A 13854-nucleotide genomic window follows, 5' to 3' on the forward strand; every position below is an offset into this window, starting at 1 on the left:
GTACCCCCCCCCCGCGGCCGGGCCCGCGCGCCCCCCCCGCGCGGGCCCCCGCGGGCGGCCCCCCCCCCCCCCCCCGGGCCCCCCCCGGCCGCTACCGATGGCGGTCAGGTGCCGACGTGCACGCGGTTGGCGTGCTCGGCCAGGCCGAGGTGGTCCAGGGCGATGTCCAGCGCCAGCACGTAGCTCTGCGCGCCGTAGCCGGCGGCGATGCCCAGGCGCTGGCCGACACCGGCCGGCAGGCGGGGTTCGGCCACGGCGCCATCGTCGTGCACTTCCACGTAGGCGTTGTGCAGGTACGGCAGCAGGCGTTGCAGGCGCAGGCTGCCGGCACAGGCGCCGGGGTCGAGCAGGGTCACCTCGCCGCGGCTGTGGTCGGCCACGCGCAACGCGTCCAGCAGTTCCTGTTCCGAACCGCAGGCGCGGATCGCCACGCTGGTGCCGGCATCGATCGCGCGGTGCACCAGTGATTTCAGCACCGGTGCCGGCAGCGGCAGGGCCGTGCGGATCAGCGGGCCGGCGGCTTCCGGGCCACGGATGATGAAGATCGACATGGCTCAGCCCTCCTGCGCCAGGCGGCGGCCGACGATGGCCAGCGACAACGGGTAGCCCGCCTGCTGGCTGCGCTGGTCGACCACCACCGCGGCCGGCCCGTGCTGCAGGCGCAGGCGTGCATCCAGGCCCGGCGCGTGCGGGGCCTGCAGTTCGATGTACGTGGCGGGCATGCGCTCCAGTGCCGCCTGCAGGGCGCCGCCCTCGGCCTGCCACTGCGCGTCGTCGGCCACGCCTACGTCCAGCAGTACCCAGTCATCGGCCTGTGCCTGGCACAGGCAGTGGCGCACATCGGACAGGCTGGCGCAGTCGTTGCACAGCACGCGATGGCCACACAGTTCCAGCGGAAGCTGCGGGCGTGGCGCCGACGACGGCGCGTGCCGGATCACCAGGAGGGTCATACACCACCTTGCACAAAGCGCCCTGCGGCGCGGTAGGCACACGATGCGCGTGCAGGCCGTAAAGGTGCGATGCCGGGGGAGGGCGTGGCGCGTAAAAGGTGCGTAACGCAAACGGGGTCGGAGCCCATTGCGCGGTGCGCAACGGGATCCGACCCCGGCTAACGCAACGAAAAACGGCGGGGTTTCCCCCGCCGTTTTGCATTTCTTACTTCAGCCCGCGGAACTTCAGCAGCGGTTCCACCGACGGGTCCTTGCCGCGGAAATCGCGGTACAGGGTCGACAGCTCCACGCTGTTGCCGCGCGAGAGGATCTTGTCGCGGAACTCCTGGCCGTTGGCCGCCGTCAGGCCACCGTGTTCGGTGAACCACTGGTAGGCGTCATGGTCCAGCACTTCGGCCCAGAAGTAGGCGTAGTAACCGGCCGAGTAGCCGCCGCCCCAGATGTGGTCGAAGTAGGTGGTGCGGTAACGCGGCGGCACCTGCGGCAGGTCGACCTTGAACTTCTTCAGCGCGCTGGCTTCGAAGGCGCCCACATCCTGCAGCGGGGCATCGGCCTTCTGCGTGTGCCAGGCCAGGTCAAGCAGTGCGGCCGACAGGTACTCGGTGGTCGCGTAGCCCTGGTTGAAGCTGCGTGCCTTGAGGATCTTGTCGACCAGTTCCTGCGGCATCGCTTCGCCGGTCTTGTAGTGCTTGGCGTAGTGGGCGAAGACCTTCGGGTCCAGCGCCCAGTGCTCGTTGAACTGCGAAGGGAACTCGACGAAGTCGCGCGAGGTGGCGGTGCCGGCAATCGACGGGTACTTCACGTTCGAGAACATGCCATGCAGGGCGTGGCCGAACTCATGGAACATGGTGGTGACGTCGTCGAAGCTGATCAGCGCAGGCTGGCCATCGGCCGGCTTGGTGAAGTTGCAGACGTTGTAGACCACCGGCTTGGCACCTGTCAGGCCGTCCTGCTCGACGAACACGTCCATCCAGGCGCCGCCGGACTTGGTGTCACGCTTGAAGTAGTCGGTGTAGAACAGGGCCAGCGAGGTGCCGTCCTTGTCGAACACTTCGTACACCTTCATGTCCGGGTTGTAGGTCGGAATGTCGGTGCGCTGCTTGAAGGTGATGCCGTACAGCTGGGTGGCGGCGTAGAAGACGCCGTTCTGCAGCACGTTGTCCAGCTCGAAGTACGGCTTGACCTGCGATTCGTCCAGGTCGTACTTGGCCTTGCGGACCTGCTCGGCGTAGAAGTCCCAATCCGAAGCGGCAACCTGGAAGCCACCCTTCTGGGCGTCGATCACCTTCTGGATCTCACCGGCTTCGGCACGGGCCTTGGCGGTGGCAGCCGGCACGGTGTCGGTCAGCAGCTTCAGCGCCGCGGCCGGGGTCTTGGCCATCTGGTCGCCCAGCTGGTAATCGGCGAAGGTCTCGAAGCCGAGCAGCTTGGCCTTCTGCGCACGCAGCTGGGCCAGGCGCTGCACGGTCTCGCGGGTGTCGTTCTTGTCGCCACGCTCGGCACGGGTTTCCGAGGCCTTCAGCACGGCAGCGCGCTGGTCGCGGTCGCTCAGCGAACCGAGCACCGGCTGCTGGGTGGTGTTCTGCAGCGGCAGCACGAACTTGCCATCCAGCTTGCGATCCTTGGCGGCGTTGGCCGCGTTGTTGATCGCGTTCTCGTCCAGGCCGGCCAGCTTGGCCTTGTCATCGACGACCACGGCCGCAGCGGCGGTTGCAGCCACCAGGCGGGTGTGGAACTGGGTGGACAGGGTGGTCTCTTCCACATTGAGCTTGCGCAGGCTCGCCTTGTCGGCGTCGGACAGCTGCGCGCCGGCGCGCACCAGGCCGTCGTAGTAATGCTCGACCAGGCGCTTCTGCACCGGGTCCAGTTCCAGCGTGTCACGCTGGTCGTACAGCGACTTCACGCGGGCGAACAGCTTCGGGTCGAGGTTGATCTCGTCCTGGTGCGCGGCCAGCTTCGGGGCGATGTCTTCCTGGATCTTCTGGCGCGCTTCGGTGCCATCGGCCTGGACCAGGCCGAAGAAGATGCGCGACACCCGGTTCAGGGTCTCGCCACTGCGCTCCATCGCCACGATGGTGTTGTCGAAGGTGGCCGGCTCGGCGTTGTCGGCGATCTTGCGGACGTCGGCCAGGTGCTGGCGCATGCCTTCTTCGAAAGCCGGCGTGTAGTCGCTGTCCTTGATCTTGTCGAACTGCGGCGCCTGGAACGGCAGCGTGCTGGCGCTCAGCAGCGGGTTGGTGGAGGCTTCGGCCGGCTGCTGGGCCGGGGAGTTCTGTGCTTCGGACACGGGGGTGGACTCCTTGCCGGAACAGGCCGCCAGCGCCAGGCTGATGGCGGCGGCCAGGACTACGGTACGCGACATGTAAAACGCTCCTTGGGCGGACGGTATGGGATACCAGCCCTCCACCCTACTCCTGTCGCGCACGCCCGGCATGTGCCGGACGTGGCGCCTCGGTTGCCGGCCGTGGCCGGCTCAGACCGTGCCGCGGGTCTTGCCCATCCAGGGCCGGTAGAACTCACGGATGGCGGCCATGTCGGCGGCATCATCGCCGGTCGGCTGGAACAGCGGGCCGATGCCGATGGTCTTTTCCGGGTAGTGGAAGTAGGCGGCCAGGATCGGCACGTCGGCCATCCGGGCGATCTTCAGGAAGCCGGCCTTCCAGTCCTTCACGGCCTTGCGGGTGCCTTCGGGGGTGATGGCGAACCACATCTTCTCGTTGTTGCGCAGCAGGTCCACGGCCTGGCCGACGGTGCCCTGCGGCGCGCTGCGGTCCAGCGGGATCACGCCCAGCTTGTGCAGCAGCGGGCCCAGCGGCCACCAGAACAGCGAGGCCTTGCCCAGCACCTTCACCTTCATGCCCAGCGCGATCTTGGCCGCCATGCCCCACAGCCCATCCCAGTTGGACGAATGCGGGGCGATGATGAAGACCACCTTGGGAACGTCGGGCAAGGTGCCTGTCACCTTCCAGCCGCCGACACGCAGGGTGCAGCGCGCCAGCCAGCGCAGGAAGGCGTTGGGCTTGACCTGCGGCATCTGCGGCGGCACGGCCGGCAGCAATGGATTCGGCTTGTTCAAGCAATCACTCCCAGTCACGTGATGAGCGACCGCGCTTGATCTGCGCGCGCCCGCGTTTGGCGTCCAGACGACGCAGTTTCGACCCGTGGGTCGGCTTGGTGGCCTTGCGTGGTTTGGGCACGCTCAACCCGGCCTGGATGAAGGCCGCCAGCCGCTCGCGCGCATCCTCGCGATTGCGATCCTGGGTCCGGAACCGTTGCGCGTCGATGACCAGCACGCCTTCGCCGGTCATCCGCCGGTCGCGGCGCGCCAGCAGGCGCTCACGCAACGGGTCGGGCAACGAGGGCGAGTTGGCCACGTCGAAGCGCAGTTCCACCGCAGTGGAAACCTTGTTGACGTTCTGCCCGCCGGCACCACTGGCACGCACGAACCGCTCGACGATCTCGCCGTCGGGGATTTCAAGCTGCGCGCTGATGGTGACCGGTCCACTGCCCATCCGCGCATTGTAGCGGCAGCCGCGTTGCCGTGGCTGCCATCGCGCACCGTATGCCGCCGATCAGGCACCGAACACGTCGCCTTCGCCTGTGCAGCGGGTATGCTGGCCATCCCATGTCCCGCAGGAAGCTTCGCATGACCCGCTTCATTCCCGCCCTGTCCACCGGACTGCGCCGTACCGTGCTGCTGCTGGCACTGGCCGCGGCCAGCGCACCGGCCCTGGCCGCGGCGCCCACCGACGCCGACATCAACCGCCTGCTGGCCGCCTCGCGTGCGCAGAGCCTGCTGGACGGCATGCTGCCACAGCTGGAGACGATGCAGCGCCAGCAGTTCGAGGACATCGCCCGGCAGCGCCAGCTGACCCCGCAGCAGACCGAACAGCTGCAGCGCATGCAGCAGCGCACCACCGCCACCCTGACCAAGGCGCTGTCCTGGCAGCAGCTGCGGCCGATGTACGTGGATCTCTACAAGAAGAGCTTCAGCAAGGAAGACGTGCTGGCGATGGCTGAGTTCTACGAGAGCTCGGCCGGGCAGAGCCTGCTGGACAAGACCCCGCTGCTGATGCAGAACGTGATGATCGCCATCCAGGAAAAGATGAAGCCGCTGATGGCCGACCTGGAGAAGGACATGCAGGCGATCCTCGACGAGCCGGAGAAGAAATAACGCCGGGACGTCGGGATGGATGGGGTCGGATCGGTTACGGCACCTGCCAGCCGAACAGGTCCAGGGCTTTCCGGAATTCACCGTCCACCGGCGCACGCACGTCCACCGTGCCGCCATCGGGGTGCGGGAAACGCAGGCGTTCGGCGTGCAGCAGCATGCGGTGCACGCCCTGCATGCGGAAATTGCGGTTGTGGCGCCCGTCACCGTGGCTGGTATCGCCGATCAGGTGATGCGAGAGGTGCTTGAGGTGGCGGCGGATCTGCCGGAAGCGGCCGGTCTGCGGCTGGCAGCGCAGCAGCGCGTAGCGCGAACTGGCGAAGTCGCCCACCGGCACCGACAGTTCGCCGGTGGCCAGGCGCTGGAAATCGGTCACCGCCGGCTTCTTCACCGGCTTGCCGGGGCCGCCGTCCAGGTCGTGGTCGACCTGCCAGGCCTCCTCGGCTGGCCAGCCACGGCAGATGGCCAGGTAATCCTTGCTCACCTCGCCGCCCATCAGCGCCTTGCCCAGCACGCTGGCGGTCTCGCGGTCGAAGGCCAGCAGCAGGCAGCCGCTGGTGGCGCGGTCCAGGCGGTGCACCAGGAAGATCGGCCGGCCCAGCTGCTCACGCAGGCGGTCGGCAAGGAAATCGTCTTCGCCACGGGCCAGCTTGCTGTCATGGACCATCAACCCGGCCGGCTTGTTGACCACGGCCAGGCGCTCGTCCAGGTGCAGCAGCTGCAGGGGGGCGGTTTCGATCTCGACCGCGGCGAGGGTGTCAGGTTCGGTGCTCACCGCGCGATTATAAGGGTGCCCCTTGCCCTGTAGAGCCGAGCCCATGCTCGCCTCCCGCAACAGCAGCCGAGCGTGGGCTCGGCTCTACAAGGCGTCCATCAGCCGTTGCGCACGGCCAGCAGTTCGCCGTTGCCCACCGGTACCAGGCTGGTGCTGAAGTCCGCGTCCGCATCCAGCAGCGCGCGCAGCGGTTCCATCTGTGCGGCGTGCGAGGTGGCGTTGTCGACTACGAGCAGGCCGCCGGGGCGCAGCACGCGACGCAGCTGCGGCCACCAGCCGGCGTACTGGTCGCGGTCCGAATCGAGGAACAACAGGTCGATGCTGGCATCGGCGGCGCTGGCCAGCCATTGCCCGGCATCGCCGTGCACCAGGCGGATGCGCCCGGCCAGGCCGCTGCGTTCGAAATTCGCCTGCGCCAGCGCGACCTTGTCAGCGGCGTACTCCAGCGTGGTGACGTGGCCATCGATGGCTGCGGCGGCTTCGGCCAGCCACAGTGTGGAATAACCATTGGAGGTGCCGATTTCCAGCACCCGCCGCGCCTGGCCGAAGCGCACCAGCACCGACAGCAGCTCACCGGTGTCGGCGGTGATGTTCAGCATGCGCCGGCCGCGCTCGGTCTCGCGCGCATCGTTGGCCCCGCCGTGGCGAGCCAGCTCATCCTTCAGGGCCTGCAGGGCGGCGCTCATCGCCACCACGCGCGGGCCAGCGCGAAGGCACCCACCGCGGCGGCGCCCAGGCTCAGCACCGGCAGGTCGCCCCAGTACCAGCCCGGCGGCTGCAGCACGTACATCAGCGTGGCGATGGCCAGCAGGCCGACGCCGGTGATGGCACCGACCGCGCGCTTCTGCAGGCGCTGCAGGCTGGCATCGAGGGTGACCAGGTCACGCGAGCGCATCGCCAGTTCATGGCGGCCTTCCACCTGCTGGGTCAGCCAGGCGTGCACCAGGCGCGGCATGTCCGGCGCGTGGGTCATGATTTCCGGCAGGCGCTTGCCGATCTCGCGCACGACCCGGCGCGGGCTGTAACGCTCGCGCAGGATCTTCGCCAGCACCGGCTTGGCCACCGCCCAGATGTCAATCTGCGGATCCAGCTGGCGGCCCACGCCTTCGATGTTCAGCAGGGTCTTCTGCAGCAGGATCAGCTGCGGCTGCAGGGTCAGCTGGTAGCGCTGGGCTACCCGGAACAGCTTCAACAGCACCTCGGCCAGCGAGATCTGCGACAGCGGGCGGGTGAAGTACGGTTCGCACACCGACCGCACCGCCGCTTCCAGGTCGTCGATGCGCACGTTGTCCGGCATCCAGCGCGCCTGCACGTGCAGTTCGGCGATGCGGCGGTAGTCGCGGTTGAAGATGGCCATGAAGTTCTCGGCCAGGTAGTACTGATCTTCCTGCGAGAGCTGGCCCATGATGCCGAAATCCAGCGCGATGAATCGCGGGTTGTCGCGGCGCGCCGGATCGGTGTCGACCCAGATGTTGCCGGCGTGCGCATCGGCGTGGAAGAAGTTGTCGCGGAACACCTGGGTGTAGAACACCCTCACGCCCTTAGCAGCCAGCGCCTTGCGGTCGATGCCGGCCTTGTCCAGGGCAGCGATGTCATCGGAGGGAATGCCCCACACCCGCTCCAGAGTCAGCGCGCGCTCGGCGGTGTGGCTCCAGATCACTTCCGGCACGTACAGGTCGTCGCTGTTTTCCCAGAAACGGCGCAGCACGCTGGCGTTGGCGCCTTCGCGCTGCAGGTCCAATTCGGCGGCCAGGGTGTTCTCGACCTCGGCCACCACTTCACGCGGGCGGATCTTGTCGGCGCGCGGGTGCGTGCGCTCGACCAGCGCGGCCAGCGAATTGAGCAGGGCGATGTCGGCGTCGATCTGCTTCTCGATGCCTGGGCGCAGCACCTTCACCACCACCTGGCGGCCATCGGCGAGGGTCGCGGCATGCACCTGCGCGATCGAGGCCGAGGCCAGCGGCTCGGTGTCGAAGCTGGCGAAGGCTTCGCTGACCGGCAGGCCCAGCGCTTCTTCAACGATGCGGCGCGCGGTATCGCCGTCGAAGGGCTTGACCCGGTCCTGCAGCAGGGTGAGTTCGTTGGCCACGTCCGGCGGCACCAGGTCGCGGCGGGTGGACAGGATCTGGCCGAACTTGACGAAGATCGGGCCCAGGTCCTGCAGCGCCAGGCGCAGGCGTGCGCCACGCGACTGCGAGGCGATGCCGGCCGAGGCACGCGGTACGAAGGGCTTGACCACGCGCAGCCAGCGCTCGGCCGGGGTGCCCTGCAGCAGGTCGTCGAGGCGGTAGCGCAGGATGACGCGGCCGATGCGGTTGGCCCGCAGCAGCGCCTTCATGCGGCACCCCGCAGGCGCTGCACGCGTGCGCCGAGGCGCTCGACGTCGTCACGCAGCACGTCCACGTCGTCGTGGAAGGCATCCAGTTCGGCCCGTGGCACCACGTCGCGCGACTCCTCGGTAATGAATTCGGCGGCGCTGTGGGCCAGGTCGATGGCGCCCTGGCGCGCGTGCTGCAGGGCGCTGCGCAGGGTGCTGGCGACCTGCACGCCGAGCACCTCGCCGAACACGCTGACGAAGGGCTGCTGCCAGTCGGGGTCGAAGCCCTTGGCCAGCTGCTGCAGGCGGCGCGCCAGTTCGGCATCGCCGGCCACGCGCACGCGGCCCTTGCCGTTGTCGTTGCCGCGGCGGGCGTTGGCCAGCAGCGGCAGCTGGGCGAGCACGCCGGCCAGGCTGCTGCGCACGGCCAGGTCGGCTTCCTGTGCGTCCACCGGGCCGACGCGCAACATGTCGCCATCGACGCTGATGCGCATCGCCAGCGACGGTGCGTCCAGGGTCAGGTCGATGTGGCGGCCGTCGAGGCTGGCCAGGGCGTGCCGGGTATCCGGATCCAGCGCCAGTGCGCGGTTCAGTGCAGCCTGCAGGGCACGGCCGGCGACTGGCTTGAGGGACGAGAGCAGGGAGAGAGCCATGTGTGCATTCTACCTGCGTGGGTGGGGGGCTTGGGCCGGGCTGCCGCCCGGCACCTGCAGAGGCAACGTCAACGTCAAATGCCAAAGCGGCTTCCTGGGGGAGTCGGAGCGGTGTGGGTGTGCGGGGACGCCGTAAACCCGTCCATGGGGGCTTGGTCGCCGCATCCATGCGGCTCACACAGCACACCCGCACCGCACCGCCCCACCCCCCCCCCCCCCGCCATCGACAGATTTACGCGATCTGTCGGAACGGCACGGGGTCGGATCCCGTTGCTGCGCAACGGGCTCTGACCCCACTGCTGTTGCTGGTGTGCCAACCAAGGTTGGCAACTACCGTAACCGGGCCGGGCGGTTCATGCTGTGTGGCCTTGTCACACAGGACAACGCGCATGGCACGGATCCGGGTCGGGATCATTTTCGGGGGCATGTCTTCCGAGCACGAAGTGTCGCTGCAGTCGGCGAAGAACATCCTCGATGCGCTTGATCGCGAGCGCTTCGAGCCGGTGCTGGTGGGCGTCGACAAGCAGGGCCAGTGGCACCTCAGCCAGCCCGATACCTTCCTGATCAATGCCGATGACCCTGCACGCATCGCGCTGCACCCTTCCGGCACGGCGCTGGCGGTGCGGCCCGGTGCGGGGCAGGCGCAACTGCAGCCGGTGGATGCGTCCACCGCGCTCGGCCAGATCGATGTGGTGCTGCCCATCGTGCACGGGCCGCTGGGCGAGGACGGCGCGCTGCAGGGGCTGCTGCGCATGGCCAACCTGCCCTTCGTCGGTTCGCCGGTGCTGAGCTCGGCGGCGGCCATGGACAAGGACGTGGCCAAGCGGCTGCTGCGCGATGCGGGGCTGCCGGTGGCGCCGTGGGTGTGCATCCGCCGCCACGAAGCGGCGGACGTGGACGTGCAGGCGCTGATCGCGCGCCTGGGCCTGCCGCTGTTCGTCAAGCCGGCCAACCAGGGGTCGTCGGTGGGGGTCAGCAAGGTCAAGCAGGCCGATGAATTCGCCGAGGCGCTGCAGCTGGCGCTGCGCCATGACCACAAGGTGCTGGTGGAATCGGCCGTGGTCGGCCGCGAGATCGAGTGTGCGGTGCTCGGCAACGATCTACCGCAGGCCAGTGTCTGCGGCGAGGTGGTGGTGCACGACGAGTTCTATGCCTACGACACCAAGTACATCAACCCCGATGGGGCGGATGTTGTGGTACCGGCGGCGATCGATGGCGATGTACAGGCACGCATCCAGCAGATCGCTCTGCAGGCGTACCAGGTCCTGGAGTGTGCAGGCATGGCGCGGGTGGATGTGTTCCTCACCGCGGATGGGCAGATCGTCACCAACGAGATCAACACCCTGCCCGGCTTCACCCGCATCAGCATGTACCCCAAGCTGTGGGATGCCAGCGGGTTGGGCTACACCGCGCTGATCACGCGGTTGGTCGAATTGGCGCTGGAACGGCACGCGGCTGATCGCGCGCTGGTGTAACGGCCTTCTGTAGAGTCGAGACATGCTCGACTGCGTTGTGGTCAGTCGAGCACGGCTCGACTCTACAGAAAGCGATATCGACTACCCGCGCTTGCGGAACATCGAGATAACCGCAAGGATCAGGAACACGACGAACAGGATCCAGGCGATGTTCGTGGCGGCACCGGCGATGCCGGAGAAGCCGAGCACGGCGGCGATGATGGCGATGACAAAGAAAATGATGGCGTAGTGCAGCATGGCGTTCCTCGCGGGTGGTCCGGCCGGTATGGCGTTGGGTCCATCCTGCGGATCTGCCGGTGTGCAACCGGTGACGGTGATCTGTTCGGCCGATGAAGCCTTCAGCGCCGTGACGCTGCCGTCACGACGCGGCCTTCAGGCGGCGCAGCCCTTCTTCGACGCTCACCTGCGGCACGTAGCCGAAATCACGACGTGCCGGTTCCATGCTGTACCAGTGCGGCGTGCACAGCTGTTCGGCCAGGAAGCGGGTCAGCGGCGGTTCGCCCGGCAGCCGCAGCAGCGGCCACAGGCGTTCGCTGATGGCACCGATGCGATAGGCGGTCTTGAAGCTGAGGGTCTTTTCCACGGCCGGCGCGCCGACGGCCGCCAGCAGCTTGTTGAGCAGCTCGCGCATTGGCAGCGGTTCGCCGTTGGAAATGAAGTAGGCCTTGCCGGCACAGGCCGCACCCGGCGCCAGCGCATCCAGGGCGAGGAAGTGCGCCAGCGCGGCGTTGTCGATGTAGGTGGTGTCGACCTTGTTGCTGCCATCACCGACCAGGCGCAGGCGGCCCTGGCGGGCGCGCTGGGCCAGGCGCGGCACCAGCTGCTGGTCGCCCGGGCCCCAGATCAGACGCGGGCGCAGTGCCACGGTGGCCAGCGTGGCGTCGTTGGCGGCCAGCACGCGTTGTTCGGCAATCGCCTTGGTCGCCGCATACGGCGCTTGGAAGTTCTCGCCGTAAGGCACTTCGTCTGCGCCCAGCCCTTCCACCGGATGGGTGGCGCGGTGGGTCACGCTGGGCGTGGAGGTGTAGACCAGCTTGCCGATGCCGTGCGCGCGGCAGGCGGCAATGACATTCTCGGTGCCGACCACGTTGGCCTGGTGGTAGCTGTCATAGCTGCCCCAGGCACCGGCCTTGGCGCCGTTGTGCAGCACCGCGTCGACACCGGCCACCGCGTGCAGCACCGCCTGCGCATCGGCCAGGTCGCCGCGGATCTGGCCCACGCCCATCGCCTGCAGTTCCGGGTAGTGGCTGCGGTTGAAAGCCAGCACCTGGTGGCCACGTTCAAGCAGCCCGCGGCACAGCGCCTGGCCAAGAAAACCACCACCACCGGTGACCAGGATCTTCATGCGCGCTTCTCCAGTTGGGCGCGGGCCCAGACGGCGAGCTTCTCGCGGCCGATCTTGGCGTTATGACGGATATCGACGGGGAAGGCCGGATGCACCAGGAAGTACTGCAGTCCGGCCTCGGCGGCGTGGACGGCCGCGTGCGCGCGCAGGGTCTCCTGCAGCGCCGGGCCGTCGGACTGCCCACACTGCAGTTCCACGCACAGCACCGGCACCTGCGCACCGGCGGCGCCGACGCCCACCAGCGCGGTGCGGGCCACGCCGGGCACGGTGTTGAACACCGGCTCGAGCTGCTCGGTGTACAGCGGCCCGCGCGCGGTTTCCACGCGCTGGGTCTTGCGCCCGCAGAACCACAGGCGGCCCTGCGCATCGAAGTAGCCGACATCGCCCATGCGGTGCACCACGCGGGTGCTGCCATCGGCCAGGGTTTCGCGGATCTTCGCCGCGGCGGTGGCCTGCGGGCGGTTGAAGTAGGTATCGGTGGTGGTGGGGCCGGCCACGGTGATCTCGCCCACCTCGCCGATGGCCAGCACGCGGGCCTGCGACCACTCGGGCAGCGGCGCATCGTCGATGGCGATGATGCGCACCTCGTTGGGCGCGACCACGCTGCCCACGCAGGTACCGGCACCGGCCTCGGTGGCGGCGCGGGTGCGCTCCAGTTCGCGGCCTTCGACCACGGCCACCGGCAGGCATTCGGTGGCGCCGTAGGGGGTCCAGAACTGCGCGTCGTCCGGCAGCAGTCTGCGGATGGTGGCCACCACGTCCGGCGGCACCGGCGCACCGGCCGAGGTCACCCGGCGCACCGTCGGCAGGGGCCGGCCGTACCTGGCGAGCACCCGCATCAGCGCCGGCGAACCGAACAGCTGGGTCACCCCGAAGCGCTGGATGGCATCGTGCAGGCGCGCCGGGTCGGCCTGCGCCGGCCGGGTCGGGTCCATGTCCGGGATGACCGAGGTCAGCCCCAGTGCCGGGTCGAACAGGGCGAACGGCGGGAAGGTCGGCAGGTCGACGCCGCCGGCCTCCATGCCGAAGGCGCTGCCCAGCAGCTGGATCTGGCCGACGAAGTGGCGGTGGCGGTAGACCACGCCCTTGGGCACGCCGGTGGAGCCGCTGGTGAACAGGATGGCGGCCATGTCCTCGCCATCGGTGGCGGCCAGCATCGGGCCGCCGCTGGCACCGGCGCGCTCCAGCGCAGCCAGGGTGGTTCCGCCCCAGCCCAGGCGGTGGCCGACGGTGACCAGGCGGGTGGCCGACGGCGCCCAGCGCAGCGCCAGCCGCGCCACGTGGGCCAGCGGAATGCCGATGAAGGCTTCTGGCTGCGCCTCGTCCAGGCACTGCTTCAGCGCGCGCTTGTCGATGCCCGGGTCCACCAGCACCGGCACCGCGCCCAGCTTGAACAGGGCGAACATCAGCAGGAAGAATTCGGGCGAGGGCCGCACCATCACCACCGTGCGCACGCCGCGGCCGATGCCGTAGCCGGCCAGGCCGGCGGCCATGGCATCGCTGCGGGCGTCCAGCTGGCGGTAGTCCAGGGTCACGTCGTAGGCGGCCATGCCGTTGCCGGCACCACGGCGGCCGGGGCAACGGATGGCGATCTGGTCAGGGCGTTCGCGGGCCAGTTCAGGCAGCCGCGCCGCGATATTGCAGGGTCCGTTCATCCGTTCATTGTCGCCGCTTACGGAATTTCTTGCGCGGCCGCCCACTTCGTGGAAAATCCGCAGCTTCGTTCCCGATTCCCGTTGCCGCCCGAGGCGGCTTGCCCATGCAACATCCCTGCATGACCTGCGGCGCCTGCTGCACCCAGTACCGTGTTGCCTTCCACTGGATGGAATCGGACGAGGTCACCCCCGGCGGCGTGCCGCACCCGCTGACCGAAGTGCTGGACCCGCACCGCCTGTGCATGCGCGGCACGCACTCCAAGCCGGTGCGCTGCGTGGCGCTGGACGCGCAGATCGGCGTGTATTCGCGCTGCACCATCCACCCCAACCGGCCCAGCGTGTGCCGCGAGGTGGATGCGTCGTGGGAATACGGCAAGGCCAGCCCGCAGTGCGACAAGGCGCGCATCGCCTATGGCCTGGACCCGCTGACCGCGGCGGACTGGGAAGGCGGCGACAACAACCCGATCGCGGCCTGATGCCAGGGGTCGGATCCGTTTCGCAGAAACGGCGCTG

15 protein-coding genes are annotated in these 13854 nt (G+C 68.6%); 3 read left to right on the forward strand and 12 right to left on the reverse strand.

Annotated features, from left to right (window positions below; translation table 11 throughout):
- Positions 1 to 104 precede the first annotated feature (104 nt).
- From AC1VXD_RS14530 to arfB, 5 genes are all read right to left on the reverse strand, one after another.
- Complete coding sequence (locus tag AC1VXD_RS14530; RefSeq protein WP_482992635.1) at positions 105 to 551, reverse strand: 3-dehydroquinate dehydratase; 447 nt, start codon at positions 549 to 551, stop codon at positions 105 to 107.
- A gap of 3 nt (positions 552 to 554) precedes the next feature.
- Positions 555 to 950 (reverse strand): hypothetical protein, encoded by a 396-nt coding sequence (locus AC1VXD_RS14535; RefSeq protein WP_482992636.1) that lies wholly within the window; start codon positions 948 to 950, stop codon positions 555 to 557.
- Between the two features lie 205 nt (positions 951 to 1155).
- On the reverse strand, positions 1156 to 3312 hold the full coding sequence (dcp, locus tag AC1VXD_RS14540; protein ID WP_482992637.1) for a peptidyl-dipeptidase Dcp: 2157 nt from the start codon (positions 3310 to 3312) through the stop codon (positions 1156 to 1158).
- Positions 3313 to 3423: 111 nt separating this feature from the next.
- A complete protein-coding gene (locus tag AC1VXD_RS14545; protein WP_482992638.1) occupies positions 3424 to 4026 on the reverse strand; it encodes a lysophospholipid acyltransferase family protein in 603 nt (200 codons plus the stop codon).
- A gap of 4 nt (positions 4027 to 4030) precedes the next feature.
- The gene (gene arfB, locus AC1VXD_RS14550) at positions 4031 to 4462 is read right to left on the reverse strand and encodes an alternative ribosome rescue aminoacyl-tRNA hydrolase ArfB (protein ID WP_108767332.1); all 432 of its coding nucleotides are present in this window, start codon (positions 4460 to 4462) and stop codon (positions 4031 to 4033) included.
- 134 nt (positions 4463 to 4596) lie between these two features.
- Here arfB and AC1VXD_RS14555 point away from each other — a divergent pair, with 134 nt between their 5' ends.
- Positions 4597 to 5124 (forward strand): DUF2059 domain-containing protein, encoded by a 528-nt coding sequence (locus AC1VXD_RS14555; protein WP_108767331.1) that lies wholly within the window; start codon positions 4597 to 4599, stop codon positions 5122 to 5124.
- A gap of 34 nt (positions 5125 to 5158) precedes the next feature.
- Here the strand turns inward: AC1VXD_RS14555 and AC1VXD_RS14560 are convergent, their stop codons facing one another.
- From AC1VXD_RS14560 to AC1VXD_RS14575, 4 genes are all read right to left on the reverse strand, one after another.
- Positions 5159 to 5896, reverse strand: coding sequence for a pseudouridine synthase (locus AC1VXD_RS14560; protein WP_482992639.1), 738 nt, complete (start codon positions 5894 to 5896; stop codon positions 5159 to 5161).
- A gap of 98 nt (positions 5897 to 5994) precedes the next feature.
- A complete protein-coding gene (locus tag AC1VXD_RS14565; RefSeq protein WP_482992640.1) occupies positions 5995 to 6582 on the reverse strand; it encodes an O-methyltransferase in 588 nt (195 codons plus the stop codon).
- Positions 6579 to 8234, reverse strand: a complete 1656-nt coding sequence (ubiB, locus tag AC1VXD_RS14570; protein ID WP_482992641.1) for a ubiquinone biosynthesis regulatory protein kinase UbiB — start codon at positions 8232 to 8234, stop codon at positions 6579 to 6581. The genes AC1VXD_RS14565 and ubiB overlap by 4 nt, the downstream gene beginning before the upstream one ends.
- A complete protein-coding gene (locus tag AC1VXD_RS14575; RefSeq protein WP_482992642.1) occupies positions 8231 to 8866 on the reverse strand; it encodes a ubiquinone biosynthesis accessory factor UbiJ in 636 nt (211 codons plus the stop codon). The genes ubiB and AC1VXD_RS14575 overlap by 4 nt, the downstream gene beginning before the upstream one ends.
- A gap of 389 nt (positions 8867 to 9255) precedes the next feature.
- Between AC1VXD_RS14575 and ddlA the strand changes: the two genes are divergently transcribed.
- Positions 9256 to 10341: a D-alanine--D-alanine ligase gene (gene ddlA / locus AC1VXD_RS14580; protein ID WP_482992643.1), complete on the forward strand. Its 1086-nt coding sequence runs from the start codon at positions 9256 to 9258 to the stop codon at positions 10339 to 10341.
- An 81-nt stretch (positions 10342 to 10422) separates the two neighbouring features.
- On the opposite strand, the gene AC1VXD_RS14585 is transcribed toward ddlA, so the two are convergent.
- The 3 genes from AC1VXD_RS14585 to oleC all read right to left on the reverse strand — a co-directional run bounded on the left by AC1VXD_RS14585 (position 10423) and on the right by oleC (position 13341).
- Positions 10423 to 10578, reverse strand: a complete 156-nt coding sequence (locus AC1VXD_RS14585; RefSeq protein ID WP_005407633.1) for a DUF1328 domain-containing protein — start codon at positions 10576 to 10578, stop codon at positions 10423 to 10425.
- Positions 10579 to 10699: 121 nt separating this feature from the next.
- Positions 10700 to 11686 carry a 2-alkyl-3-oxoalkanoate reductase gene (gene oleD, locus AC1VXD_RS14590; RefSeq protein ID WP_482992644.1) on the reverse strand — a complete coding sequence of 329 codons (987 nt, stop codon included), beginning with the start codon at positions 11684 to 11686 and terminating at the stop codon, positions 10700 to 10702.
- Positions 11683 to 13341, reverse strand: coding sequence for an olefin beta-lactone synthetase (gene oleC / locus AC1VXD_RS14595; RefSeq protein WP_482992645.1), 1659 nt, complete (start codon positions 13339 to 13341; stop codon positions 11683 to 11685). Before oleC ends, oleD begins: the two co-directional genes overlap by 4 nt.
- A 104-nt stretch (positions 13342 to 13445) precedes the next feature.
- Here oleC and AC1VXD_RS14600 point away from each other — a divergent pair, with 104 nt between their 5' ends.
- Complete coding sequence (locus AC1VXD_RS14600) at positions 13446 to 13817, forward strand: YkgJ family cysteine cluster protein (RefSeq protein ID WP_482992646.1); 372 nt, start codon at positions 13446 to 13448, stop codon at positions 13815 to 13817.
- Positions 13818 to 13854 lie beyond the last annotated feature (37 nt).

Source organism: Stenotrophomonas sp. STEN054, from assembly GCF_056854535.1.